The sequence below is a fragment of the Pseudomonas sp. LBUM1673 genome (assembly GCF_059695645.1).
On record NZ_CP166780.1, the window covers coordinates 6,336,587 to 6,362,282 of the forward strand.

Annotated in this window: 22 protein-coding genes and 1 pseudogene; 7 read left to right on the top strand and 16 right to left on the bottom strand. The window is 54.2% G+C overall.

Annotated elements, in window-relative coordinates; translation table 11 throughout:
• Positions 1-183 precede the first annotated feature (183 nt).
• From ACA044_RS29030 to ACA044_RS29050, 5 genes are all read right to left on the bottom strand, one after another.
• On the bottom strand, positions 184-897 hold the full coding sequence (locus ACA044_RS29030; RefSeq protein WP_497444320.1) for a hypothetical protein: 714 nt from the start codon (positions 895-897) through the stop codon (positions 184-186).
• Between the two features lie 150 nt (positions 898-1,047).
• A complete protein-coding gene (locus tag ACA044_RS29035; protein ID WP_497444321.1) occupies positions 1,048-2,163 on the bottom strand; it encodes a hypothetical protein in 1,116 nt (371 codons plus the stop codon).
• A gap of 54 nt (positions 2,164-2,217) precedes the next feature.
• Positions 2,218-3,018, bottom strand: coding sequence for an abortive infection family protein (locus tag ACA044_RS29040; protein WP_497444322.1), 801 nt, complete (start codon positions 3,016-3,018; stop codon positions 2,218-2,220).
• Between the two features lie 174 nt (positions 3,019-3,192).
• Positions 3,193-6,498 (bottom strand): UvrD-helicase domain-containing protein, encoded by a 3,306-nt coding sequence (locus ACA044_RS29045; protein ID WP_497444323.1) that lies wholly within the window; start codon positions 6,496-6,498, stop codon positions 3,193-3,195.
• Between the two features lie 2 nt (positions 6,499-6,500).
• Positions 6,501-7,466, bottom strand: coding sequence for a hypothetical protein (locus tag ACA044_RS29050; protein ID WP_497444324.1), 966 nt, complete (start codon positions 7,464-7,466; stop codon positions 6,501-6,503).
• Positions 7,467-7,610: 144 nt separating this feature from the next.
• On the opposite strand from ACA044_RS29050, the gene ACA044_RS29055 reads away from it, so the two are divergent.
• Positions 7,611-8,702: a TauD/TfdA family dioxygenase gene (locus ACA044_RS29055; RefSeq protein ID WP_140894902.1), complete on the top strand. Its 1,092-nt coding sequence runs from the start codon at positions 7,611-7,613 to the stop codon at positions 8,700-8,702.
• A gap of 295 nt (positions 8,703-8,997) precedes the next feature.
• On the opposite strand, the gene ACA044_RS29060 is transcribed toward ACA044_RS29055, so the two are convergent.
• Positions 8,998-9,465 carry a transcriptional regulator gene (locus ACA044_RS29060; RefSeq protein ID WP_140894901.1) on the bottom strand — a complete coding sequence of 156 codons (468 nt, stop codon included), beginning with the start codon at positions 9,463-9,465 and terminating at the stop codon, positions 8,998-9,000.
• Between the two features lie 192 nt (positions 9,466-9,657).
• On the opposite strand from ACA044_RS29060, the gene ACA044_RS29065 reads away from it, so the two are divergent.
• The 4 genes from ACA044_RS29065 (at position 9,658) to serS (ending at position 13,392) form a co-directional block, all read left to right on the top strand.
• Positions 9,658-10,386, top strand: a complete 729-nt coding sequence (locus tag ACA044_RS29065) for a metallophosphoesterase (protein WP_140894900.1) — start codon at positions 9,658-9,660, stop codon at positions 10,384-10,386.
• Positions 10,387-10,409: 23 nt separating this feature from the next.
• Positions 10,410-10,745, top strand: a complete 336-nt coding sequence (locus ACA044_RS29070; protein WP_140894899.1) for a hypothetical protein — start codon at positions 10,410-10,412, stop codon at positions 10,743-10,745.
• A gap of 391 nt (positions 10,746-11,136) precedes the next feature.
• Positions 11,137-11,601: a DUF6957 family protein gene (locus ACA044_RS29075; RefSeq protein ID WP_140894897.1), complete on the top strand. Its 465-nt coding sequence runs from the start codon at positions 11,137-11,139 to the stop codon at positions 11,599-11,601.
• A gap of 507 nt (positions 11,602-12,108) precedes the next feature.
• A complete protein-coding gene (serS, locus tag ACA044_RS29080) occupies positions 12,109-13,392 on the top strand; it encodes a serine--tRNA ligase (protein ID WP_140894895.1) in 1,284 nt (427 codons plus the stop codon).
• Positions 13,393-13,651: 259 nt separating this feature from the next.
• On the opposite strand, the gene ACA044_RS29085 is transcribed toward serS, so the two are convergent.
• On the bottom strand, positions 13,652-14,323 hold the full coding sequence (locus ACA044_RS29085) for an HNH endonuclease (RefSeq protein WP_140894894.1): 672 nt from the start codon (positions 14,321-14,323) through the stop codon (positions 13,652-13,654).
• Between the two features lie 156 nt (positions 14,324-14,479).
• On the opposite strand from ACA044_RS29085, the gene ACA044_RS29090 reads away from it, so the two are divergent.
• The gene (locus ACA044_RS29090) at positions 14,480-15,310 is read left to right on the top strand and encodes a hypothetical protein (protein WP_007897749.1); all 831 of its coding nucleotides are present in this window, start codon (positions 14,480-14,482) and stop codon (positions 15,308-15,310) included.
• 54 nt (positions 15,311-15,364) lie between these two features.
• The gene (locus ACA044_RS29095; RefSeq protein WP_161990865.1) at positions 15,365-15,520 is read left to right on the top strand and encodes a hypothetical protein; all 156 of its coding nucleotides are present in this window, start codon (positions 15,365-15,367) and stop codon (positions 15,518-15,520) included.
• 72 nt (positions 15,521-15,592) lie between these two features.
• Here ACA044_RS29095 and ACA044_RS29100 read toward each other — a convergent pair whose 3' ends face one another.
• From ACA044_RS29100 to lgt, 9 genes and pseudogenes are all read right to left on the bottom strand, one after another.
• Positions 15,593-15,784 carry an MbcA/ParS/Xre antitoxin family protein gene (locus tag ACA044_RS29100; protein WP_007897747.1) on the bottom strand — a complete coding sequence of 64 codons (192 nt, stop codon included), beginning with the start codon at positions 15,782-15,784 and terminating at the stop codon, positions 15,593-15,595.
• Between the two features lie 116 nt (positions 15,785-15,900).
• Positions 15,901-16,884, bottom strand: coding sequence for a hypothetical protein (locus tag ACA044_RS29105; protein ID WP_497444325.1), 984 nt, complete (start codon positions 16,882-16,884; stop codon positions 15,901-15,903).
• A gap of 133 nt (positions 16,885-17,017) precedes the next feature.
• The gene (locus tag ACA044_RS29110) at positions 17,018-17,851 is read right to left on the bottom strand and encodes a thymidylate synthase (protein ID WP_140894893.1); all 834 of its coding nucleotides are present in this window, start codon (positions 17,849-17,851) and stop codon (positions 17,018-17,020) included.
• Positions 17,848-18,354 carry a hypothetical protein gene (locus tag ACA044_RS29115; protein ID WP_007897744.1) on the bottom strand — a complete coding sequence of 169 codons (507 nt, stop codon included), beginning with the start codon at positions 18,352-18,354 and terminating at the stop codon, positions 17,848-17,850. Before ACA044_RS29115 ends, ACA044_RS29110 begins: the two co-directional genes overlap by 4 nt.
• Positions 18,351-20,432: a tyrosine-type recombinase/integrase gene (locus tag ACA044_RS29120; RefSeq protein ID WP_497444326.1), complete on the bottom strand. Its 2,082-nt coding sequence runs from the start codon at positions 20,430-20,432 to the stop codon at positions 18,351-18,353. Before ACA044_RS29120 ends, ACA044_RS29115 begins: the two co-directional genes overlap by 4 nt.
• On the bottom strand, positions 20,429-22,777 hold the full coding sequence (locus ACA044_RS29125) for a site-specific integrase (protein ID WP_497444327.1): 2,349 nt from the start codon (positions 22,775-22,777) through the stop codon (positions 20,429-20,431). Before ACA044_RS29125 ends, ACA044_RS29120 begins: the two co-directional genes overlap by 4 nt.
• A complete protein-coding gene (locus ACA044_RS29130) occupies positions 22,774-24,021 on the bottom strand; it encodes a tyrosine-type recombinase/integrase (RefSeq protein WP_497444328.1) in 1,248 nt (415 codons plus the stop codon). The genes ACA044_RS29125 and ACA044_RS29130 overlap by 4 nt, the downstream gene beginning before the upstream one ends.
• Positions 24,022-24,147: 126 nt before the next feature.
• Positions 24,148-24,816, bottom strand: a pseudogene (gene thyA / locus ACA044_RS29135) (thymidylate synthase); the annotation flags it as partial.
• Between the two features lie 64 nt (positions 24,817-24,880).
• A complete protein-coding gene (gene lgt, locus ACA044_RS29140) occupies positions 24,881-25,687 on the bottom strand; it encodes a prolipoprotein diacylglyceryl transferase (RefSeq protein ID WP_497444329.1) in 807 nt (268 codons plus the stop codon).
• Positions 25,688-25,696: the final 9 nt, after the last annotated feature.

The following is a 25,696-nucleotide window of genomic DNA, read 5'->3' on the forward strand; positions in this document are numbered from 1 at the left end:
CCACTCCTGGAATGACCAATGGCATCGCCCTGCTACGATTAACGCTCTAGCCCTAGGTCAACGCAGGGCTCGACGTCATCGTGTGGTGTGCGGGTCACGATACCTGGTAACGTCCGAGCAGACATGGTGAGCGGACGTTCATTAATACCAGCCACCGGCACCGAACCTGATGGCTTGCCAAATTTATAATGCCGGCCTCTCGGCCTGCCAAAAATTGCAGCTGAAGTTATTCAACCCCCCACCGTGGGGACTAGGTCTCACCGCGAACACCTCAGGCACAGCATCACCGTCGCCACCATCGCGGAAGAACTCCCTCATAGAGAAAAGGGCCTGAGCCTTCAAGCGTTCCCATTCTCGGTACAGACTGTCTTCGAGATCCCTCGCTGCCTGCGCCGCGCTGGGTTTGCGCTTGGGAAGCGGCAGGGTGTAGCTGGGCTGAGGGGAGAAATCGTAGACGAACGTCAGGTGCCCGTACTTCCAGTCCGCAGACGGCGACGCTCGCCAGCGGAACGACACTTGCACTGATAGTCGCTTGCTGAGGTGGAAAGGCGGCCTGATCTGATCATCAATGAAGAACAGTTCCCCCTCTTTGCGCTCAGTTTCGAGCTGCCCTTTCATTTGCTGCAAGGCGTGAACGAGGTCATTGCCGGCATACAGCGCATCTTGCCGAGTCCGTTCGCGCTTGGCATGGGCCTTGGCCTTGCTGTACTCAGCGATCGCTTGTTGGAACCCATAAAGCCTAGTAGCCACGTAAGGCCCGCAGTCACTGAGCCCAAGGCCATGAATCGGCCCTATGCGCTCTTCATCCAGGCACTTGCTCACTGCTGCCCGAAGCGCCGTTTCGTCCACGTCGCTGATTGCAGCTTGCTGATCACTCGGCAGGTTAATGTACGTCATAACCACAACTTTCCTTGTGTAAGAGGTCTAGCCACCGCCTCATCTTGGGCTAAAGCCACTGGCAACTTTCCGCCTATCCCTCACCCCAGAAGGTGGCCGTTTAAGATGCCACCACACGGTGAGGTTATTTAGGTTTACCTGCTCAAAACTTCAGAATGGCCAGCGAAGCCAATCCTCATTGCGCACACCAAACTTAATATTTGACCACTCATCCGTCATTTCACAAACCTTCTTGTAGTGCTCGTGATTCGCTGGGAGATTAGCCGCCATACGCCAAGAAACAAAGCCCTCATCTCCAGCAGCACAAATTAATTTTTGGGTGTAAGTTTGTATTCCGAGCGCCATACCGTCATAAGTTTCTTTATTACCACCAGCCAATTGATGCTCAAGAGAGGTAGCCTCAATGCTTTGCAGTCTGAAAAGATGAGAGGGGTAATCATCTTCTTGGGTATCATTCCGCATTGGCCGCTGGAAGCTGAACGCCCAGAACAAGGAAGCTACCATGTAAATACATACGCCAAAATGCACTGAGCGGAGCGCTCCTTCGTCATAGCCAATATACTCCGACTCCGGAAGCAAGCTTTCTCTAAGCTCGACAAGCATGAACTGAAATGCATAAGTATCTGCGATGATTTCACGAGTGTGTGCAGCCAGCCTATCGGCCTCACTCATAGCCTCACCTCCACTCAGCGCCTCATGCACAAAGACTTCATCAGTGCTTGATGATGAGGAAGGGGGTGCAGATTTTGAATTTCCGGCTCGTCTGTCCCCGTGCAAATTATGGAGATGTCCTATTTCATGCAACACAAGAAATACAAACAAGCCTTCGGCAAGCATTTCGAAAGCTTTCCTATAATCGTCCTGATGAAGCCACCAATACCTTTCATCCGACCAATCGAATTCAGCGCTCTTAAACCAGTAACTTAAACTGTTTACCCAGGGCTCGTAGAATTCATCCTCTGGGGATTTCTGACGCCGCTCTGCCCCCACCATCATAGCTGAGGTACGAAATATAAGATCAAGCATGCCCTTACAAACTAAAACCGCTTGATGACCATGAACAGCTGCGGCTTGGACTTGCACGCTGTCTAATAGATAGAAGCTCGAATCACCCTCTATATATTTCTGACACAGCATTCGACCGAGAAAATCAAACTCAGAATAGATTACATCCTCTTGGATCGAAAGATCGAGAAACGCTTCGCCAGTTTCCGAGAAAATCTGCCGCTTGATGTAATCTTCAACAACATCTTTATAACTTTGCATCACAATCCTTTGCGCAAGTGATATTTCGGGTTTGTGTATTGGAAAAATCAGATCCTACTTATAAGCCTGGTCATTTAGGAACACCATGGCGGATGCTGTCACGTTGAGCGCGTACTTTGCCACATGCTCGGGCACTACCTTCGCCTTTTCTCCTGCTCCGTGGGCAGAGCCAAGCTTATTACGAAGAGTGCCCACGATCAGCAGTGGCGACTCCCAAAAGCTGTCCATTTGAGTCTGCCCCATGATCGTTCTCAAGAGCTTCGAGGTGGTATCGCCCTGGGTATACCCGAAGCCCTTCTGGCCACAAATCACCTTCATCACGCTTTCGTAACTGGAGTTGCACTTAGTGACACAGTCTCCGAATTTCTGGTGCCTGTAGTCCTCTAGCGCAGCCATGAATTCAGCATTGGCATGGCGGAAGGCGGGCTGCCGAAGCAGCTCAAGAGCTGGCTCGATCGCTGTCTCATGAATCACCTGGCTGTCTTTCGGAATCACCTTGGACTCTTCGAGCAACCGAATGGATTGGCCGCGAAAGTCGTCACTCTGCCACGACTCCCAAATCTGCTTGGTGATGAAATAAGGCAGATCGTCAACACTCAAAAACTCATTGAGCCTTTCCACGACCTTCTCTTGCTGGCCGCCCAAGCAACGGTGTGCGTCTGAGTGGACAATGTATTCCACAGCATCGAGAAAGTGAGCGTCACTGCACGTTCGGAGGAACTGCATGGCGTCCTCCACAATTGAGTCAACCTTGGTCTGAGTGAGCGGGACTCGTCCAACTAAATAGGTCAGCTTTCCGTGAAGAAACTCAAGGGTTTCATACAAGCTTCCACCATTTGCGTCGCGCAGCAACATGAGCGTCCGACGCCTGAATCCGTCTGTCAGTGGTTTTCTAGCCACCGACTTGTTTTCCTTCCTTCGAGAAAAAACGTTGAAAATGTTGCCTATCACATAGTCATCCTATTGCTAGGTAAACAGGAGAACAGCCTATTCAAGCCAGCCACTCAAAATCGGGGCCACGGAGGTCAATCAGGGGATATTGGCACAGATGCTCAGATACGCGCAGCGCCCACAATGCCGGCCCCTGGAAGCAGATCGATCACCTGCAGCAAAACGTTGAGCCATCTTGTAAACGGACGTGCTTGCGATCTGCCTGGAAGGGCCATCCATCACGTGCTGTTCAGTGATAATGGAGTAGATCTTCGCACTCGGCCTTCGAGATCCATTGATATCAAGCATCATGGGCCGTAGGTGACTAAGGGTGTACTGGATCCCCGTCTGAGCTCGAATCCAGTGCAGCTGCCCTTTATCGGCGATCATCCAAGGGAGCTCAATGCGCACCCCGTTGACTTCGGAAACCATCCCTTCTTCGACGGCGCCGCCGACGCTGTTAACCACTACCAGCCCGCGCTTGGCGGCGGCAATCGCATCATCCATCAAGCCAGGATCTTCTGTCCTATCTGGTAGACCGTGTAACGCCCATGCGGCTTGAAATGCCGTGTTGGGGTCAGCGCCGTCCCTCGCCACTGCCAACAGCATGTCCATAATCGCCCAGCGAGCACGGATCGAGACATCGATTTCCTGCTCGGCAGTGAGCGCTAGCTCGTAACGATAGTGGTACTGCAGGGGACAGCTCATGTAGGCCTGAAACGCCTCATAGCTCACAGTGGGTACCACGGTACTGCTAGCCAACGGCACCGGTATGATGGGTGCGGGCGGTACCTTCACCCCCGAGCGCTTAACCAGACTCGTGGCAGCAGCGCGATTGAGCGGAACTGGACGTGGCCACCCGCTGATCTCATAGAGATACAGGTAATCACGGGCCCGAGACAGAGCGACGTAGAGCAGGTTATTGCGCTCCACCCGCTCTTCGAACATGAACTCTTTTCCGGTGCTATTCAGCACTTCCGGGGGGATGAGATCCAACCCCCGCACATCGTATGCGAAGGGCCGATTGGCGCCGTATGACGCGTCGTCAACGTCGGTGACGTGAACTGCAGGGTATTCAAGCCCCTTGCTGGAATGCACAGTCATGACGCTCACCGCATCCAGGACTCGCGCCTCAGGCGGTAAGCCACGATCCCCCAGCTTTTCTCCGATCCTGCGGCGTAGCTCCTCACGAAGCAGGAACTGGGAAAGCCGTGCCTGGCGGATATCTCCGTCACCATTGCGTACGGCGTAGACGAATAGCCATGTCGCCAAGCGCTGAGTATGGGCCTGTATGGTCTGATCAGCGGGGTTTGGAAGACCGTAGCGCTGATCGAGCAGTACTTTGGAGACAAAATCCCAGGGCCTTGAATTACGCTTGAGCCCCTTCAACAGCAACGCCAAATTTGACTTGGCTTGCTGGCCAGCGGGCGATAGACCTGGCGTAGGCAGCCACAGCCAACGGCCTCGCTGCATGCTCAATCCCGCGCCTTTGCGGGTCAGGAATATGAGGTGCTCGATGTCTTGGGGTGGCATTCGAAACGCTGGCTCAGAGATCAGCCCGACCAGTGAGCGCGGCTGTCGCATGCACAGCAGTTCCATCAGGCACAGCAGTTTCTTTATCTCGGGGCGCTGGCAGACATCGCCAATGTGCAGCACTGGCACATTCAGGTTTTCAAGCGCTTCAACAATTTGCTCAACGTTTGCCGATTTACGGCTGATCACGACTTGATCCCTGTACGGGACACCCCTCTGCACTAGTCCATCAATGCGCTGAGCGATCGTGACGGCTTGGGAGGGTTTGGAGTCGCATTCATACAGGGTAGGTATAACCCCGATTGAGGGACGATACGCCGTGACTGGCTCCAGAGGCATCCGGTCATTCAGTGCATGATGGATGCCTGCGCAGGAAAATAACTCCAAGATCTCAGGCGTGCTTCGCCGGTTCAGATCGAGAGCGTAACGGCGCACTGTTGCTCCTGGAATGGTGCTCAGAAACGTGGCGTCGAAGTGCATCAAGCTACGGATCGATGCGCCTCGCCAATGGTGAATGGCTTGGCGCACGTCACCAACGACCCAGAATGATTGAGCATTGAGAGCCAATTGGCGAAGGAGGTCGACCATCACCTCGGTGACATCCTGATACTCGTCCACTAGCACGTGCGAGAAATGGTCGATGTACTGAGCAACGGTTGTTCGATCCCGCTTGGCCTGGGATGCAGGGAGGGCAATAAGGTCAACGTAGTCGACCAAATGCTCAGCCCGCATTGCCGTTTCGTAGGCTTCAAACAGAGTGGCGATGTCTTCGCGCTCATTGGCTACATCCGGCTCACAGGGCGGCAGTGCAGCCAAGCGTGCTCGGTAGTCGGCAACGGTGAGGCATTCTTCCTTGAGTCGTTTGATATGGCCCAAGACGCCAGGTAGCCAATCGTAGGGGTTTTGCAGTCTCAGATAGTACTTGAGCCGCACCTTGGGCAGCGTGCTCACCATCAGGCGAACTTGCATCAGCGGATCTGCGAGCCGAACGTCGGACTGCAGGCCGAAAATCTGATGATATTTGCGAAGGAATTCGAGCCCGAATGCATGGAAAGTCCCGGCCCACACGTCGGAGGCCCCGGCGATGCCAGATACCTTCAGGCGCTCCACCAATTCATGAGCTGCCTTGTTCGTGAAAGTAAGCACCAAGATTTGACTAGGAGGAATACCGCGCTCTACCAAGTGTTTTATGCGATGGATCAGTGTTGTCGTTTTACCAGTACCCGGCCCCGCAACAACGTTGACGAAGGTTTCGGACGCGGTAGCGGCATCGTGCTGCCCCTGCGTCATAAGCGGCAGAGGCGGAGGTGGAGCGGGAGGCAATATTGGGAGCAAAATGCCGTCGAACAGCTGAAGACGAACGATCTCCAGCGGTACCTCCAGAGTGACCGCGATGGCCGTAGCACCATTACCATTATGGAACAGGTGGCTTGCGACGCCACGTGGTAGCAGTAGCTCACGGGCAAATACGTTGGCCTGAAGCTCCAAGCGCTCACGAGCACCGTATGCTTCCACCGCCACTGTAGCCTGACTCCCGTAGGAATCCGTCATGCTAGTCAGATGAGCAACAGTCTGTGCAGGGCGATCGCCGTCGAGGTACCAATGGCCCAACTCATGGGCGATGAGATAGGCGGTTTCTCCTGGAGAAACGTCGTTGCGGATGTAGATGGTTTGAATTTCTCGCTTGAGCACCCCGCTGCCGCCACCCAGCTCTGGGTGCCCGAAAGGCAACCGCTCGATTGCGATTTCGAGTGCGTCCTCAACATGAGCCAGTAGCTCAGAGGAGCTGACCCCACCTAGAGAGTCGGCCAATCCGACTAGGGCTTCTCGGGTTTCGAATGCTTGCCGACGTGCCCGGTCGAATGGATTCACACTTAGCCCTCTAGATTCAGGAGACGCTGTTGCTCCTCAGCTGGTAGCTGAAGCTCTTTGACTGCAACACTCCAAGCCTTGCGTTCCGCTTGCACGGTTGGTTTTCCATCAGTCGCTTTAAAAGCTGGAACGCATTGGGTGGCGAACCGACGCTCTAAGGCTACCGACAAAACGTCCAGAGGCATCTTCAAAGCGGCGGCCAGCTTCGCCAGGACTCGCGCAGGTGCCAGTACCGAACCACCAAGGATCATGTTGGTCAGGCCGCGTTGCTCACCTAGATCGATCTGAGGAGCGAGAGCACGAGCTTTGACCCCACTGGTCTGCTCGATCTCCCTGATAGCCTCTACGACAGCCTCATCACTGGTATTCGAACTAGTCGTCGCCTCACGCACAGCGGCAGCGTGAGGGCAATGGATCAACGCGTCGGCGAGAAGGAAGTTGGTAAAGGAAGACAACGAGCGCTCATACTCGCCTGCGCGTAAACGCGCTCTCATCACCAGCCGTCTGTCAGCCCGGATAATCCAACTTTCCGAATCCGCGCCTTCGTAATCACTGGCTGTGCGCTCGTAATCAGTCAGCAGCTCCGACGGGTCTACTGTCCTTGATTCCTTGTCGAATCGAGTCAACCCATCCTGCAACAGATCACGCGCAGCGATCGATAGCGATACCCCACGGCGTTTTGCTACTCCCCTTACCAACTGGTGAAGCGAGACCTTAGTAGTTAAACCAATTTGCAAGCGGGCAGCTTGGGTTCGTTCATCGGTGTTTTTGGTACTAGTGGCAGGTTGCATGGTCGTCTCCAAAGTCTGCTTATCAGCAGGCGCTGTGCGTGAGACAGGTGCCATCGCTGACCGTTCGTCAGTGGGAACTTGAGGAATCAGTTCGACGAGTACGGACATCAAGCTAAGCAGCAGATGCGGCTCGTCCTTGCCAGTGACCACCACAGACTGGCCATTAGCCAGAGTCATCTCGCACTCAATGCCCTGAGAGTTCTCCCGCAGGTGCATGAATGGCTTAAGGCAGGCTAGGAAACTAGCGCACCCTTGGAGATAATCGGCAGGCTGAAGCTTAGGCAATTTCATAGACGGATTTGGTCGCTGGTAGGATCGTGCGTGAGAATCACGCTGACGTACATCACTTTTATATCACTCGCGAGTGTAGGGATACAATTGATCCAGACAATCTTTTCAGAAGCAGTGCGTGTCGCTGTCAGCGAATGGCGAGCGAACGTGACCTTTGAGCAAGTGCTTGAGTACTTGGCGCGCCCTGGCGATCTGGGGCGTGAGCTGCAGCCAGCGATCGAACGTGAGCTGATTAGCCGGGGCAGCAGCTGTGCAGACGTGCAAGCCTTTGCATGGGCACAGCCATGCCTGAAGCTGGAGGCTATTTTCCAGCCAGGTGACCTACCCGACACCCCCATTGATTTTTGCCCGGTACCCGAAGCAGAAGGAACTGTCCTGGCCCGAGTAACTGCGATCGCGTGCCTTGCGGCTATCAATTCAGCCACGGTTTCCTACGGATCCGAGAACGAAGGCGACCTGTTCGTGAACTTGGTGGTGTTCCCGCCTGGCCGAGGTAAATTCACAGTCAAATCGGCGGACAAGATGAGCGGGCACACGGATGGTGTGACCTTCCCGTTGCGGGGGTACCGCGACCCTCTGAATGACCGCATTGCACCGTCTCCAGACTTCGTGTGCTTGTCGGCACTGCGTAACCCGAAGCAAGTTCCGACTACGGTGATGCCCCTCGACCACCTCATGGCGCGATTGAGCCAAGAGCATATCGAAGAGCTCCAGAAGCCCCAGTACATCATTGGTTCGCAACTGACCTTCCGTGATGGAATGGTGGACATTCTGGGCGACGAACTTGATGTCGATGATGCGCAGCTTCTCTTCCAAATGAATGGGAGCTGGTGGATCCGGTTCAGCCACAGCACTACGCAGATTGCTGACATTGGCCACAAATCCGCGCAGGAAGCAATGGACGCTTTGAAGCACGCATGTGCTGACTGTGCGATCGCTGTAGCTCTGCAACCAGGTGATATCGCCCTCGTAAACAATCGGATCGCGCTTCACGGTCGCAGTGAACCTGGAAGTGACCACGGCCAGCAAACACGCTGGCTGCTACGTACCTACGGGCTAGACATCACGGATATCGATCCTAGCCAGTGGCATGATGGCAGCGCTTTCATGCTGTATCCGTAGGTATTGGAAAGAGGGCGTCTCCGCAGGGTTGCTCGGTTTCGTGGGGGATTTACCTCTCTAGCACCTCAGGTCATGATGGGCTTCCCTTGCCCAAAAATGAGGGGCCCTGCCAGCCTTCTCGCAACCGCCCCGCTTGCCGATATCCGCTGCATGGGCGCGAAGGCGGTGATCATCGAGTGCCGATGTCGATGTCGATCTTGGCAGACCTCCAGCGCGCCCCGTATTCGATCATGCTTACATCGTTGCGTTTATTTAACGCTGTAAAGATAGTCCGGTAGCGCCTCAAATAATTCAATCATTTTTGCCAGTAGCGATGCACTGTTGATTTCGATAATCCAAGAATCCGGCAGGTTTCTGCTTGGCTTAACCCTTCAGATTTTAATTTTTTGACCGCGTCAGCATTTTCGTTATTGGTCGGTTTCCCAGAGCGGCGCTTGACCAGTTCGCTTCCGGCATATTCGCTCTCCAGCTGCTTGATACCTCCCAAGTGTATGAAGTCACTCAGTTGGGCATGGGCGCGTTCGAGTGCTTGATCAGGAGTATTGCCATCTCGCAAGGCAACGCATATCGCCAATAGAGCCACGGGATCAAAGTCTAATGCGGCGGCAAGACTCATCAGCTTGCCAAGGCTGGGGTTGGCATTGCCCTGCTCCAACGCACTGATATGGCGTTGCACGCTGACGTCGGCCAGATCCTCATACCCGAGTCCACGTTGCCTGCGAATCACTCTGATTGCTGCGGCAAGCTGTTTAGTGAGCGACATGTTCGTCCCAAAAGACAAGGATGGGGCCACATCGCAGCTGTTCCGATAAATGCAATTTAGTGCTAGTATCGGAACTTCTGGCTTTTCAACCCTGCGCATCTGCTCCGTTAGGAAGGCAGGTCGCACTCACCACGCGTGAAGCTGTGCCTAGGGTCTAGTCAATATAGGTTTAAATCGAGATCGAGCGAGCCCATGAGGATTCGAGTTTACTCAGACCTGCACAACGAGTTCGCCCCATTTGAACCGCCCTCGACTGACGCCGACCTGGTCATTTTGGCCGGCGACATCGACACCCAGGCGAGAGGCGTTAGCTGGGCAAACGAGGTGTTCAGCCAGCCCGTCATTTATTGCGCCGGCAACCACGAGTTTTACAAAGGCCACATCGACCACACGCTACGCAAAATGCGAGAGGCCGCTTCACCGCATATTCACGTCCTGGAAAACCAGGTTTTTGTTTGCAACCAAACGCGCTTCCTGGCCACAACGGGGTGGACGGATTTCTCATCCACCGGAGATGTTGTGGCAGCGACGAAGACGTGTGGCCAATGGATGAATGACTTCCAGGTGATCAGAGCGGAGGAGAGCTTTCGCCGACTACGCCCTAATGACGTGATTGAGCGAAACCGGGTTGCGTATGACTTCCTGAGCGATGAACTCGCTAAGCCGTTTGAAGGTTCAACGGTCGTTGTTACGCACCATTGTCCCATCCCGGAAGTTGAGGGAGACAAGCATGACGGGGATCTCAGCGCGGCTTACACAAATCGATGGCACTCGCTTTTGCCACAGGTGGACGCTTGGATCTTTGGGCATACGCATCGCGCTGTTGATGTCGAGCTGGATGGGTGCCGGTTTATCTCAAATCCAAGAGGTTATCCACGGGAAGACACAGGATTCATTCCGGATTTCACGATTGAAATCTGACCCATTTAAGGAAGGTAGCCAGGATGTACTGGATAAAGACTTATGGTGCCGGACTTTCGGATCTCCGCTTTCACAGATATCCAAGAGTCATTGAGAGAGCACGTGAAGCCATTACTGATCCGGATGTTGCCGGGTACTTGCTCTGCGCCTTGGAGCGACCTCCAAAAATCACAGGTCTGTTGTTTTTCGACCCGGCAAAAAAGTACCCGGAAGGTCTGCCCTTCCATGCTCTGCCGGTCATCAACCGGTGTCGGCGTGCAGGCTACGACCTTTTCACGATAATCGATGGCGGGATTTTCGTCGTTGCTCATTGGCTGCATGAAAATGGCGCTTTAGACCGTTTTGACCGAGTTCACTGATGTCGCCTTCGGTGGCGTTTGCAGGCAAAAAGGTAGGGGAATGGGGCTTCCACAATGTGTGCGGGACGCAAAGAAAATCGATTTCGGTGTACCGATTAGTGGGTATCTATGTTGCGCCGAGTTTCAACCTCCCTGCGTGATTGGAGTGTTTTTTTCAGAAACGCCAGGGCGGTTTGCGGATGGTAAAACGATCCGTAGTTCCAAGCTCGAAAGAGTGTTCCAGGTTAAGGGGTATCAGCTCTGTGAGACGTTGAGCGGGAGCCGATACTTGATTTGTCACTGGTGGTATGAAAATGGTGCCTTGCCCGCGTTCAACATAATTCATTGACGAAGCTTAGGTTTCCAATCTTCAGGCGAAGCTAAAACAATACTCACGACCCAAGGGCAGCAGATGTCTGGAAGGCTTTCGTGCAGCATTAAAATTTTCAAAGAACTAGGCAGCAATGTGCAAACCGAATTGATTGAAGATGTGTTGTATGGCCCGGCAAGGATGATAGGGGGATCGCGATTAGAGGATGACGAGCTGATCAGACTGGCACGCGAGGAGTTCGATGGCCAACCATTTTGCATCGTTCGAAACTGGATGCTCCTAGACATCTTGCTCCCTGAAACTGAAGAGAGGGACGTCAGAAAACGAGGCCTGCAACCTTCAGTTCTGCTCGTCCACGAAGCAGTATTCGACAGCGAAGGGCGAATTGCAGCACGCGACAGGTTCATCACTGGATTTCAAAAAGACCTCCACGGATGTTTTTTTGAAAGCGAAGACGCCCTTTACATCTTGTCCGGCAGAGGCTTTCGCAAGCATGTGAGCTTGCCGGCTTTTCAAGCGTTAAATGCATACAGTAAGGCACGCTGATCGTAACTGCATTCCTGGCTCGCGAACACTCTCCAGAGTCTTCCCCATTACTCACTTCGGATAATGTGAATGTTTGATCCACGCAGCGAGCTCCCCTTGTGTGCCAGCTACTACATACAAGCGGTTGAGGCTGTTTGGGGACGGGGGCCGCTCTACAACTTCTGAAGGAGTTTTTATGCCTGAGCGCTCGCGCCGAAATGGTTTATGCGCCAGGTATCAACGCCTACTTTCTTCGCTTGGACGACGTCGATCGGTGGAGCAACAAACGCGTCGGAATGCTCGATGCCACGGCCACCATGCCTTTTAAATCTATGGAGGTGTTCCGGGCGGAAATTGCGACTTGGACGCCACAGCATTACGCACACATCCATGACACCACGGGGATGGATGCCTTGATTAAATTAGGATTGCCTCTGGGCAACTGATCTCGGTTTCAGATCAAGTTCGAATCATCGATCAACCCAGCCCTATGCGAAGCGACATATTCCAACACTGCGAGATATTCCTATGCTCGATCCCAAGCTGTTACTACGCGGTCATACTCAGGAAGTGGCGGATCGCTTGACCTCCCGTGATTTCATCCTAGATGTTGCGCGCATCGAAGCGCTGGAGGAACAGCGCAAGACCTTCCAGACCCGCACCGAAGCACTGCAGGCTGAGCGTAACGCGATTTCCAAGAGTATTGGTCAGGCCAAGCAACGCGGCGAAGACATCGCACCGCTGATGGCCAGTGTCGAGAACACGGGCAGCCAGCTGAACGAGAACAAGGCTGTGTTGGACAAGATCCAAGCCGAGCTGGAGGCGATCCTACTGAGTATTCCCAACCTGCCGCACGAGTCCGTGCCGTTCGGCAAAGACGAAGACGATAACGTCGAAGTACGCCGCTGGGGTGCTCCACGAATCTTTGATTTTGAGATCAAGGGCCAAGTCGCACTTGGCGAGAAGTTCGGTTGGGTGGACTTCGAAACCGCCGCCAAGCTATCCGGTGCGCGCTTCACTCTGCTGCGCGGCCCGATTGCCCGTTTGCACCGCGCCCTGGCGCAGTTCATGATCAACCTACACACCAGCGAGCACGGCTACGAAGAGACCTACACCCCGTACCTGGTGCGGGCATCGGCGCTGCAAGGTACCGGTCAACTGCCGAAGTTCGAGGAAGACCTGTTCAAGATCGGGCGCGACGGCGAAGCCGATCTGTACCTGATCCCTACCTCCGAAGTCCCATTGACCAACCTGGCGGCGGGGCAGATTCTCGATGCAGAACAACTGCCCCTCAAGTTTGTTGCCCATACCCCGTGTTTCCGCAGCGAAGCCGGCGCGTCGGGTCGCGACACCCGTGGCATGCTCCGCCTGCACCAGTTCGACAAGGTCGAGATGGTACAGATCGTCGAGCCGTCGACGTCGATGGAAGCGCTGGAAAGCCTAACTGCCAACGCCGAGAGAGTCCTGCAGCTGCTGGGCCTGCCTTACCGCATCCTGGCGCTGTGCACCGGCGACCTGGGCTTCAGCGCGTTCAAGAGTTATGACCTGGAAGTATGGATTCCGAGCCAGGACAAATACCGCAAAATCTCCTCGTGCTCCAACTGTGGCGACTTCCAGGCCCGCCGCATGCAAACGCGTTGGCGCAACCCGGAAACCGGCAAGCCGGAACTGGTGCACACCTTGAACGGTTCCGGGTTGGCAGTCGGTCGTACGCTGGTGGCGGTACTGGAGAACTATCAGCAGGCTGACGGTTCGATCCGCGTGCCGGCTGTTCTTAAGCAGTTCATGGGCGGCGTCGACATCATACGTTGAAGACCTTAAATCTAGCTTTGGCAGATACAGTGGATCACGGCTTCGTGGACTACTGCCTACCGGTCAGCTTGTTTGAGCAAGTGGCTGAGGTGCTGTCGTTGGGCGGAGCAGTGTTAGGCAAGTACCTCTAGATGCCTACTTGCACGCTATCGAGGACGGCAGGTGCAGGACACTTGTCTGTGAGCGAAAGCGGGAGGCTAGCGGCTCTGATCCGCGTTATACGATTGGCCAGGGTGTACCTGATCATCCATCCAGGGGGCTAGACTCGAAGTTTCTTGTTTTCTGCCTTTTGTTTTTGGGCAAATTGCGCAGCTTCACCGCTATCAATAAAAGTGAAGGCAAAATTTTGCGCGTCCAGCATGCTCGCGAATCTCTTTCGCCCTGGCGCCTGATTGATGATCAACTGGAAGCTTTGCTGGTCAGGGATAACTGCGACAGTGAGGGCACCATGTTTGGTTTTCAGACAGTTGTTGTCTCCAGTCCATTTCGTCGCGGACATGAATCGCCTGTATCGCCCTAGGCGTCGCCTTCCTTCTGTAGCCTCTTTCGTTCCGGTGAGGTTGTCGCAGCAATGTGTGCCGACGCCCATCTGCTCCCAGTGCTCATGTATTACGTAGTGAACATAGCGGATGGCGTTGTCGCACAGTTCACAGTTTCCACTCAAGTCTCCCAGATCTTCCTCGCCGATATACTCCCACCCGCTGTCTGGCTGGATTTCTCCGTGCTCTCTGGCGTGACAGCCCCTGCAGAGCGTTTCGCAATCGAGTGTTTCGTACTCCCAAGGCTTGCGGCCCTTGATGTAGTGCTTATGGTGAACCTGCAGAACGACCTCATCCTTGCCTCTTCCGCAGTCAACACATAGCCCGCCATCAAGAGCAATGATCTGCTCTCTGAATATTGACCAGAGTTTGTGTGCGTAGAGATTGATCATGATGCAGTTCCAGTCCTTGGATTGTTCGTCAGAAGAGTGCGTCGTTAACCGTTATTTTTCACTCCCTGGGGGAGCGAACCCGTGGAAGGGTGCTTGAGCTCATGCCGATGCCCCCTTGGCCGATACCGTGACGGGACTAATTGGTAGGGCGTTCAGGTGGACATTTTGTGGAATCTGCAGCTGCTGTGGGAAGGGATTCTTGATTCTTTTCGGGCCGTATGGCGTCTTGCTTGCAAAGTGGGCGTTCTGGGAGGGTTCACGTTCATTGCCACGGTGGCTTCGGCGGTAGCGGCCTGGTTCACGTGGGAAGCGGCGGAGAGCGCGAACAGTGTTGCAAAGGCTTCTCAGGCCTTCGCCCAGAAAGTCTATATCGATCAAATCGCGCTTGGTCGCCCCTCGATTTCTGTACTTTCAGGGGAGACGTCTCTGAGTTCGCAAAGGCCAGATACCTTCTATTCAGATCAGACGGTGAAGGAGTACGCAGTCACCATCACGTTAAGAAACAGTGGTCTTCGTGACGCACGAAGAGTTTGGGTTGTGCTTTCCCAGGAAACAAATTTCGGTTACATGGACTCAAACACTCCGGAGCTCGTTCAACTACCGAAGGACACGGACATACCCATCCGATTCGAGCTGCATTCAGCGCCGAGCGACGCTTCGCATCGAAGTCCTTGGTACGTCGCATTCGTATACGAAGACGAGGTTCCTTTCAATGGTTTCGATCCAGTGAATCCGCTATCGCCTGAGGTCGCACCTCTTCGTATGGTCTGTTCGGAGGCGAAGATCTTCAAGATGTCATCCTGGCCGAAAGATGTTGATAAGGATCCTTTGCTTAGAGTTCTTTCACCAGGATCCCCCCTCGCCATCGGGCCGATCGAGTTCGACAAGATTGGTCGCCCTAAGGCAGGCACGACAGCTGAAGCCCTAAGGAATGCTGTGGTCGGGGCTGCTCAACAGAAAGGTGCATGCACGAACATAGGCTACTGAGTTGCATGCTTGTCTCAATACGAAAAGGGCGTTCACCAGCCGGGTGAAAGCATCGTGAAGCAGATCGCTGCTGTCCTGAACCTGCCAGTGCCCTATTTCTATTGCGAGGATGACGAGACGGCGCATCTGCTGCTGTGCTTTCACAGCTTGAACAAATACGCTCGAAAACAGGTGATTGATTTGGCTGAAAAGCTCGCTTTCAGCGACTGACGCATGCCTGCGGAGTTGGCCATCAGCTCGCGTGCTGTTGCGATCTGATGTTCTTCCCATCACTTGACCCTGTTAGCCGGTGTATCCATGGTCGATTCGCTCAAGCGCATCCTTGGCCAATAGATACCCAGCTTCTTTGCGGGCGAGCTCAATCGGTGATTGACCACCCAGAGCGACTTTGGGCTGAGTCAGCCAGTCATTTGCTTTCGTTTTGTTGCCAAAAACCAACTCAGCTTTTTGTTGGATCAGCTCAACGTTATTCATGGAGGGCTCTCATGATGTTTGTCGGTGGGCGCAACTGACACAAGGATCTGCCTGACTGATCCGCTGCAGCCCTAGGGAGAGGTGCACAGGCTATGCGGAGAATCGTGAGTGGCCAGCTACAGCAGACTGCCCTGCGAGAAACGAGTCATCAGATCCTCTGGCACGCGTGCATCCGCTGGTATCAGAACGATAACTTCGACCCCTGGCAAGGCAGAAGGAAGTCGTAACTGCCTCATATCACCACTTAGACCCAAAATGATCAGACCTTTGGTGAGGGCACCTCTGTGGGCCCTCAGAAGCTCGTGCAACTGCGTTAACGACCAACTAAAGGTTTCTGAACTGTATCGGCCTTTGGTTTCAACCATGACCTGCTCATCCTCATGAGCAACTATAAAATCTGCACTCATGCGTCCTAAGGGAACGTTTGTCTGGACAACAAGCTCAGGGGCAACGGTAGCCATATACCCAGATAGACCGCCGATGAACTGTGCTTGCCGACGCGCTGGGCCTGACTTCATATCCACTTCAGAATGGGACAAAAAACGCAAAAACAATTCCGCCACCCATTCCAGAAGACCAGCTTCCTTCGCAGCATTGATACTCTCAATAGCAGCTTGTATTTCACGCTTTGCTTCCGCCTGAGCCGCATTGTAAGCAACGCGCTCAGTGATCTGATCCAACAAGAGACATGAGAATGCGGAGACGGACACGATGGCCAAGAAGGCCTCGCTCTCGTCAAAATTCAGTTTGTAATCGTGAGAGGATGGATTCCGCCACTCTGTGCGGTAGGTCGTTAGCTGGGACAGAACCCGAGGTTTGAACACACCGTTTTTTTCAAGGTAGCTCTCAATCTCGTACGGTTTTTTTCGGCCAGGATCCTTGTTGGCCAGAACTCGGTACGCTTCCTTGATGCTGCCTTCGAATGCTTGGTTAGTACGATAGATTGAATCTGTGAAGGCGGTATCCTCACCATCCTCCTGCCCCCTCGACAGATGACCAAATGCGGTCTCTATGTGGAGGAGCACGGCCTTGAGCCCTGGAACACATTCCTCATCGCCCAGTGCCGAAATTTTGTTACGCAGAGTATCGACCAGATCCATCTCGTGGAAATCCTAATGGGTGTGCTCAAGCTTACGCCCGAGAAGCTGGCGTTTGAGGAAGGAGGGAAAGAGCCCGGTAGCTGGTCTCAAGCGCTTGAAGCGCTGGTAACGGCGGACTCGATCCCCCTACAGATCAGATCGATACAGGAGCAGGAATATGAGGATGTGGGTCGTAGCCTACGATCTCAAAGTCCTCGAATTTGTAGTCGTAGATACTCTCTGGCTTACGCTTGAATACCAACTTCGGGAGAGGACGAGGCTCACGAGTCAGCTGCAGTTTTACTTGCTCAATATGATTCAAGTAAATATGCGCATCACCCATAGTAACTACAACTTCCCCAACCCCTAAATCACACTGCTGCGCAAGCATATGTGTTAAAAAACTTACACCAGCTAGATTGTACGGATTGCCCAACAGTAGGTCGGAAGACCGAATATATAGATGCGCAGACAACTTATTATTTGCCACATAAAACTGGTACAACAGGTGGCAAGGCGGCAAAGCCATTTTCCCGTTACTTGCATTCTCTTGTGGGCTCACCGACTCATCGGGAAGGTACTCGACGTTCCATCCGTGGAAGAGGATGCGACGACTGTTCGGGTTCGTTTTGAGCGTATTAACGACGTAGTCGATCTGATTGATGGTCTTGCCATCCTGGGTAGGCCAGGCCGTCCACTGCTTGCCGTAGATCGGGCCGAGGTCACCGTCTTCAGTCGCCCACTCATTCCAGATACTTACACCATGCTCCTTTAGCCATTTGGTGTTCGTGTCACCGTTCAGGAACCAAATCATCTCGTTGATGATGCTCTTGAAATGCAGCTTCTTGGTGGTGAGGAGCGGGAAGCCATCTTCAAGGTTGTGGCGGAATTGGCGACCAAAGACACTCAGCGTGCCTGTGCCGGTGCGATCGCCTTTCTCGACGCCATTCTCCAGCACGTCGGCCAGCAAATCGTGGTACATCTTCATTTCGGTTCCTCAAGGTTCGCGCTGACCAAATCCAGCGCGTCACGCAATTTCAAAATTTCAGTATCTTGCTGTTTGATCTTCTGACGCAGCTCATCTGCGACCTGGACGTAGTAATCCCTAGACTCGCGGACGGTGACTAACCGCTTGTCGAGCGTGGCGCAAGAGTTCTCAGATTCCTGATACCTATTGAACCAATAAAGCACTTCCAATCGACTCTTTTCAAGGCGTTGCAGCAGAATCGTCTTGGGATCCTGTTTCTTCTCTGCCTTCACCCTCTGAGCAAGCACTGCAACGCGGCGGCTCTCCTTGATCGCCTCAAGGCGCTCCGCCGGAAAATCTCGCTGGCGGATGGTGTTGCGATGAATGCCAGTAATGCGGCTGAGCTCAGCCATCGTTGGCTTCAAATTTGGGTCGGAGGAGATTTGTAGGATCCCTTGAGCCAGCAGCTCAGTGTTTTTTTCGTAGTCGAGCTTATTTTTGACATCAAACGCCTGGCCCGTCATACCTCGACCTCCTCGCCCAGATGCTCCAGCACGCCTTTGGCTTCCTCCATCGCCGCTCTCAACTCCTCCTCAACACCTGCAGAGTTAGGAGAGCCCAATGCCAAGTTGTTCTGCACATAGATCTCCCGCCATTTAGGGGCATGAACCTTGGTGACCACGGCGTTTTTGCAGCGATTCGGATTGCAACGCAGGGATCCGATGCAAGGTAGGGACTCATCAAATGCCTCGCGCTGACTGCCGTAGCAGAAGCCTTGTCCCACGTTGATGATCGCCATGCGCTTCTTGGCCATCTGAGCGATGATCTGCTCCTTGGTATAGCCAGCAGCCATGTACCCGCTGAACACCTTCTTCATCCGCGCCTTGTGGCTCTCCGCGTTGGGGCCGGCGTAGTTACCGTCAGGATCGCAGTAGCTCTGGATGTACTCCTCCTCTGCCATTTGCGTCGGCGTTTTGCCAGAGGAGCGCCCACCCTTGGACAAGATCTCAGCGATCGCACCGTACCCAAGCGTCACCGCACTGAACGCCTTGTTCTGACCCGCCCCACCGATGAGGTCGCCAAAGTGCTTCAGTTGGTGAGAGATGAATGGGAGCCCAAGCTCAGCCCTGGCCATCTGGTACGCCAGGGTGTGCCGCAACGTGTAGGGCGAGAACTGGAGGACTTCAAACTGTTCGTCGGTGAGGATCTCTTCGAAGAATGCACTGAATTGATAGGCGATTCCTAATGACTTCATAGAAGCTGGTTCCGCCCCTTGTGCAACCGTATCCACGTTGGAAAACAGGTAAGGGTTTTGCTTAACCTTGGCGATGAGACGGGCCGCTCGAATAGCATCACGGACGACGGGAATGGCGATCCATTTGTCATCGAACAGCTTGGCCAAGCCCTGCCGGTGTTTGATCACATTGCTGATGAGCAACCAGTAGTCGCTCTCTCGCTCCATGCACGACTCAACCAGGATCTCAGAGAGCTCGGAGGGACGCATGCCGGTGTACTGCGCCACGAGATAGCACGCGCTGTATGATACAAAGTTGATGTACCGACGGAAATCATCGTCCAGCTTAGAATCCGAGAGTTTGAGCAACGTTTCGGTCGCCTTGAAATCATGTTGACCAGAGCCGGACTGGAAGGCTGGTGGAACGTGACCAAACGCTGCGGACAGAGCATCCGCCATCGCATCGGAATCATAGCCTTTTCTCCGCAGCCTCAGCGCGACGTACAACTCGAAATTGTAACGCGACAGCTCTTGAGCGTTGGCCAGCGAGTAGCCACTGTTGTTTTGGCGGGTCAGGGCTACCAGGTCATCTACGGGCTCCCTGAGGGTGCTTAGGAAATCGACAACTGCGAACGAAGCCTCGCGAGAAGCCTTTTCGAAGACGTCGTTCGGGAGAATCCGGTACGTTCGCTCGGAATCCTGGACGTGCTTGAGCACCTTAGCCCAAGCCAGTGACTCCAGCTCAACGTAAGGCAATGGCTCGTCGAAAATCTGCTCTTGAAAAAATGGCGATCTAAGCAGGGTGAAGAACTTCTTGAGATCAGGGCCAAAAGCATAGGGATGAATGAGTGCTGCCTCGCGATACATACCCGCGTCGAAGTACGTCAGACTATGATACCCAACCTCAAAGAATTCATCCGTCATGAGCTGCCGCGCCTGCCCAGACATCGTATCCAGGAAGCTCAAGCCCGCCTTCATGCATGAAATGGCAGTATTGGCTTTGATGTTTCTTGGCGAGGCAAACGTGCGCAGTGCCGACGGCATCTTAAGCCAGCAATACAGAGCCACCTTGACCTCTAAGACCGCCGACTGATTGAGTAATGGATACGATTCAAAATTGAGCCGCAGCTTGGCTCCTTTGACGTTCCTAGCTGCATTCGGATGATCGTCATTGAAGTCCCAGACTGGGTCACCCAGGACAGATGTCTTACTGACAGGCAGCGCCATCAGCGCCTGGTACCAAGAGAGCGCTTCCAACGACACAGGTGCCGGATCGGCGACGTTTTTTTGCAACTCCACCATGAGGGTATGAGCGGCTGTCCGCCACTTTTTGTAAGCTGCAAGTACAGGGATCAGAGCGTGGCTCATAGCGTTACTACCTCGGTCATAATACTGACCTGCAGGTTTTCAGAGAGACGCTCAGCCTTGATCAGCTCTTCCACGGAAAAGTCAGATGTCTCCGCGTGAAGGATGTTGTTGAGCACATCAAGGTTGTCCAGGATAACGGCTCCGTAGGGCGTATCGAGCACCCGGTTGACCTCAATCATCCGCTGGTAATCGCGCCGCATGGCAAAGAGCTCTGGCAGGTGCGACACGGTGATAATGCTGTTGCTGCATGAAAGGCATTTGTTGAACAACGTGCAGGGCTTGCTAGGGTCGTAGCTTGCCAAAGCTTTGATGAAAGCTGGTGGGTCAAACACGTTCATGCAGGTCGCCAAGCCAGACCGCAGCGGCATCGCCTCTGGCGTGGACTCAATCGTTTTGGTTGGGATGAGCTTTGGCATTTCATCCAAAGTGTCTTGCTGCATTTCATGGAGAACCTTGTTCAGCATCCGGCGCGCCATGGGGTTGAAGTCCATCTGATCCAGATAGGCCATGGTGGTGCTGAGGCTCTTATGGCCCAGAAGCACCTGGATCTCGCGTGGTGAGACACCGCGCTCGATCAGCTCACTCACGAAGCTTGGCCGGAAACGTGACGGTGAGAGCTTGAGAGGATTGCCATCTTCGTCAAGCAGCCCGTGATCCTGAGAGAACTTATCCAGGGTCTTATTGAGCTGGTTGCCGCCAGAGTTCTCAAAGGAATCCACGACACCGTATTTCCTGCGAGAACTCGACCGGTAGATGAAGAGCTTATTCTGAGCGTCGACGGGAGCATTTAGGCGAATATCACGGGTCAAGAGTTTCACATCATCAAAAATCTGCTTGACCGCACGACCTTGAGAAGTGGTCAGCCAAGAGATCTCCGCATGGAAAATATCAAGATGAAGCATCTTCGCGCCCTCAGAACGCTCTTTCCAATACTGCAAGCAGGGGCGATCGGTTAAATCATGACGCTCGATGAAATCATCCAGTTCAAGCCCAAACAAAGAATCCGCGTTCATGCCAGTAACCTGGGCAAGCCGAGCGATGTACGGCGCAATTACTCGACCATCAACCTGATACTGCACACCCCAACTTTTATAAATCTCGAAGATCGAAATTGACGAAGTCGAAATAATCGACATAAACGCCCGTTGGTAAGGGTCATTTCGATCTACAGATTCGAAACTCAAAGGCTTGCAGTCAAGTTTGTTTTCAAAAACCCACCGAGCATTATCAAGGTTGTTAAAGCCTCGACGCACTCTTCCGTCAGGGTTTAGCGGGTCTTCCCCTACATGGCTTAGGACGTAAGGATGAGCCAGGCGATTGGTTTCCTCAATCTCTTGCTCAATGACCTGCGAAATGCGGTTTCGCACAGCTTGGGGATAGGGCTTGTATTGGTCAGTTTCACGTTCAGCATCGAACCCCGCAGCTCCGACATAACTAGTCAGCCCGAGGCCCTCGATCTGGACTGCACGAGCCATCATCTTCCGAGCCGAGCTCATCATCGAACTGCAGTGACTGGTAGATAGCAAGCGCTCAAGAATCTTGTTTTGAAGATAGCTTCTGAACTTTGGCAGAGAGTAGGCAGTTACGAGCTCCCGGATGTCTTCCAAGCCCGTGTAACTCGATTCCTTGAGATAGGCTCGGTAATTTTTGAAAGCTTCGATGAAATTCGACTGACCTGACGCACTACTGCTCTTCATTGATGAAGCGCTGAACAGGTGCAGCAGGTGCAGGAAGGGACGCTCCGGCTCCGGGCTTGCGAGGTCGGACAGACGATGGATGTGGACTGAGCGCAAAGCTCTGAAGGCATCTCGCACTGACTCAGTCTTTTCGACTACCTTCTTCGAGGCGATACGCTGCTCGACGGTTTGGTAGTTCGGATTAAGAACACCGAGCTTGCGAAGATCATCGAGAATTTCCTCGAACGTGATCCGCACCAATTCGAATTTCCCCCTCGCCATCTTGAAGCCTGCCAGCTCAGGGATTTCGCTCATGAAGCCACGATCCCTGACGGTATTGGCATTCACTGGAATGGCCAACTTCTCCTCCATAGGCATCCCTTCATACCAAGCAAGCAGCCTACGGCGCCAATCGCAGGCGCTCGACGAATGACCTGGGATAATGATTCCTTCGGCACGCATAGCATCGAAGATAGGCTCGAAGTATGAGGTGCGCTTTGAGATAGCCTTTGGGCTTAGATTGGTCTGTTCTACGACGTATCTAGAAGCCACCGCCAAGTCCTCACCCCCGCTGAGACAGACCTTCAGCAACGACTCACGATCATCAGTAACGCGTGCCACAAACGACTCGATAGCGGCGTCTACCTCAGCACTATTAAGCCGACTCATTTCATATCTCCCGCATCAATTTTCAGGCGCGTCCGCTGGGAAAGCTCAGCCATCTCACCTGCTTTCGTATTGGTTTCAGTTCCGGGACGTACGAGCTTCTGGTAGAGGTCGTAGGGGATCTGGGTATAAGTTTCCGACGTATTGAGGTGCGAGTGACCCAAGGTCTTTTGCACGGCCACCAGTCGATCAAGGTAATCACTACCGATGTCTGGCGTCCTCAGCAGGGCATAGGCGTTCCCGTGCCTCAACTTATGCGAGGAGATCTTTCTTTCGATTTTCAGAAGGTTCAGAGCACGCGTAGACGTGCGCTCCAAGAGCTTGGAAATCGAGCGTCGGGTGTATTCACCCCCTTCCGCATTCAGGAAGGCAGGGGTGTTCTCAGCTCCGGAGAATTGACGCTTGTACATCTTGTACAGCGGGGATGCGTGGTACTTCTTCACACGCAGCAAAGTGGCGCGACTGACCAATGTCTGACGGGGTTTAACGGAGTCCGCAGGGCCTTTGCTACCGTCGATATGCATGGGGCAGTAGTCGGCATTGATTGGCTCAAACACACCTGGCGAGATGAACAACGTGTCCTGGAATCGAAGGGCGTCATCAATGGCCTTGAGGGTCACTCGCGGGACTTCTGAGCGTCGCAGGCCTGCGTCGTACATGAACTGGAGCAAGCAACGTTCACGCTCACTCTGCGTAGCCAGGATGAGCTCTCTCAGATCATTCAGGGAACAGGCCACCACAAGGCTCTTGTTGGGACGGGGGGACAGGTAGCCGACAGTGTAGGGGTTAGGCGCGGTACGAGGTGCAGGTACGTCATCCACTCCTTTGCACAGAGAATCATTGAAAAACGCCATCAAGGACGAATCCCGATTGCGCACCGTCTTCTTGCAAAGCCCCCCTGTCTCGCGGAGGTGAGCGAAGTACTCCTCGATGACATGGGTTCGGATTTCCAAGAACGCAGAGTCACGCTCGCAATCCAGAAACTCACGGCGGTTCATCAGGTACTCGCAGGTGTACCCAAGGTTGCGACCGTAGGTGATAGCCGTCAGCTGGGAAATCTGGGCGTTCTGGAGCGCGTGGGAAAGGTAACCCGACATCAAAGGCATTAGGCGCTCATCGTCATCAAAGACGGCTGCCCCTGTGACCTTCACGGCTTCCTGGATTTGGGTTTCTTCGGATGGGTCGTCCCGCCTGGTTGGGGACTCTCTGAAATCTAGGGGTTTGCCCCTAACTGCGATGACCTTCACTGCTTCCATTCTCCTCAAAGCGGCCCGTACTATACACAATGTGCAATTCGTACAGGGGCACAATAAATGAGCTTGGAAGGTGGAGCCTTACTACGCAGCCATTGCGTAATGTGCGGATTCTTTGAGGGGGTATAAAAACCCCAGATCGTTGGAGCGGATGTAGAGGGTCAGGGAGATCTCTTGGGTCTCGACATTCGGGTGGAACTGATACAGCAAGTGGCACGGCGGCAGGGCCATTTCGTCGAGCTGGGCGACGTTCCAGCCGTGGAACAGAATGCGACGACTGCCCGGGTCCTTGATGATGGTGTCGACACACTGGCGGATCTGGTCGATCGCCTTGTACAGCACCACATAGGCCTGGCCGGCCTCGAAGCCTTCGGCGATCTGACGATAGCCCTGGCTCAGGGTCTGCTCGATGGCGGCCTGGTTGCTGACCGGGATCTGTTTGTACGCCGGCCATTTGCGCCATTGCACGCCGTAGATCTCGCCGAGGTTGTCTTCGCCCTGACGGAACGGGTTGGCCAGCCATTGGGCGTTTTCGTTGGCGTTCTGGTCCCAGACCTTGCAGCCCAGCGCACGGAATTCAGCGGCGTTGTTCACCCCGCGCAGAAAACCACACATCTCGCCGATGGCGGATTTGAAGGCCATCTTGCGCGTGGTAATCGCCGGGAAACCTTCCTGCAAATCGAAGCACAGCATCGCGCCCGGAAAGCTGATGGTGTTCACCCCGGTGCGGTTGGCTTGTTTGGTGCCATTCTTGATGACGTGGGCGACCAGTTCGAGATATTGCTTCATGAATTACCTGTGTCCTTGAACCCGGGACCGTCGCCCCGGGGTTCGAATTTTTAGCGCCTGCTTCTTATACAACAGCCGCGGGAGCCGCCGGGGCGCGTCGATAGGCCAGCCAGATCAGGAACAGCCCGCCGACGATCATCGGTACGCACAGCACCTGGCCCATGGTCAGCCAGTTCCAGGCCAGATAGCCCAGTTGCGCGTCCGGTACGCGGACGAATTCGACGATGAAGCGGAAGATGCCATAGAACAGCGCGAACATCCCGGACACCGCCATGGTCGGCCGCGGCTTGCGCGAGAACAGCCAGAGGATCGCGAACAGCGCCACGCCTTCCAGCGCGAACTGGTACAGCTGCGACGGATGACGCGCCAGTTGCGCCGGATCGGTCGGGAAGACCATCGCCCACGGCACGTCGGTCGCCTTGCCCCACAACTCGGCGTTGATGAAGTTACCAATGCGCCCGGCACCCAGGCCAATCGGCACCATCGGCGCGACGAAGTCCATCAGCTGGAAGAACGACTTGCCGTTCTTTTTACCGAACCACAGCGCCGCCAGCATCACACCGATAAACCCGCCGTGGAACGACATGCCGCCCTTCCACACTTCGAAAATCAGGGTCGGGTTGGCCAGATAGGCGTTCAGATCGTAAAACAGCACATAACCCAAACGGCCACCGACGATGACACCCATCGACATCCAGAACACCATGTCGGAGAGCTTCTCCTTGGTCCAGGTCGGGTCGAAGCGGTTCAGCCGACGGGACGCCAGCCACCATGCACCGCCGATGCCGATCAGGTACATCAGGCCGTACCAGTGGATTTTCAGCGGACCGATGGCCAGGGCCACCGGGTCGATCTGCGGGTAAGGCAGCATTGCGACTCC

Bases quoted from the DNA above. Each gene is read 5' to 3' on its own strand.
- ACA044_RS29030 (WP_497444320.1), bottom strand. From the start codon at position 897: ATGACGTACATTAACCTGCCGAGTGATCAGCAAGCTGCAATCAGCGAC.
- ACA044_RS29035 (WP_497444321.1), bottom strand. From the start codon at position 2,163: ATGCAAAGTTATAAAGATGTTGTTGAAGATTACATCAAGCGGCAGATT.
- ACA044_RS29040 (WP_497444322.1), bottom strand. From the start codon at position 3,018: ATGTTGCTGCGCGACGCAAATGGTGGAAGCTTGTATGAAACCCTTGAG.
- ACA044_RS29050 (WP_497444324.1), bottom strand. From the start codon at position 7,466: ATGACTCTGGCTAATGGCCAGTCTGTGGTGGTCACTGGCAAGGACGAG.
- ACA044_RS29060 (WP_140894901.1), bottom strand. From the start codon at position 9,465: ATGTCGCTCACTAAACAGCTTGCCGCAGCAATCAGAGTGATTCGCAGG.
- ACA044_RS29065 (WP_140894900.1), top strand. From the start codon at position 9,658: ATGAGGATTCGAGTTTACTCAGACCTGCACAACGAGTTCGCCCCATTT.
- ACA044_RS29070 (WP_140894899.1), top strand. From the start codon at position 10,410: ATGTACTGGATAAAGACTTATGGTGCCGGACTTTCGGATCTCCGCTTT.
- ACA044_RS29075 (WP_140894897.1), top strand. From the start codon at position 11,137: ATGTCTGGAAGGCTTTCGTGCAGCATTAAAATTTTCAAAGAACTAGGC.
- serS (WP_140894895.1), top strand. From the start codon at position 12,109: ATGCTCGATCCCAAGCTGTTACTACGCGGTCATACTCAGGAAGTGGCG.
- ACA044_RS29085 (WP_140894894.1), bottom strand. From the start codon at position 14,323: ATGATCAATCTCTACGCACACAAACTCTGGTCAATATTCAGAGAGCAG.
- ACA044_RS29100 (WP_007897747.1), bottom strand. From the start codon at position 15,784: ATGAATAACGTTGAGCTGATCCAACAAAAAGCTGAGTTGGTTTTTGGC.
- ACA044_RS29105 (WP_497444325.1), bottom strand. From the start codon at position 16,884: ATGGATCTGGTCGATACTCTGCGTAACAAAATTTCGGCACTGGGCGAT.
- ACA044_RS29110 (WP_140894893.1), bottom strand. From the start codon at position 17,851: ATGAAGATGTACCACGATTTGCTGGCCGACGTGCTGGAGAATGGCGTC.
- ACA044_RS29115 (WP_007897744.1), bottom strand. From the start codon at position 18,354: ATGACGGGCCAGGCGTTTGATGTCAAAAATAAGCTCGACTACGAAAAA.
- ACA044_RS29120 (WP_497444326.1), bottom strand. From the start codon at position 20,432: ATGAGCCACGCTCTGATCCCTGTACTTGCAGCTTACAAAAAGTGGCGG.
- ACA044_RS29125 (WP_497444327.1), bottom strand. From the start codon at position 22,777: ATGAGTCGGCTTAATAGTGCTGAGGTAGACGCCGCTATCGAGTCGTTT.
- lgt (WP_497444329.1), bottom strand. From the start codon at position 25,687: ATGCTGCCTTACCCGCAGATCGACCCGGTGGCCCTGGCCATCGGTCCG.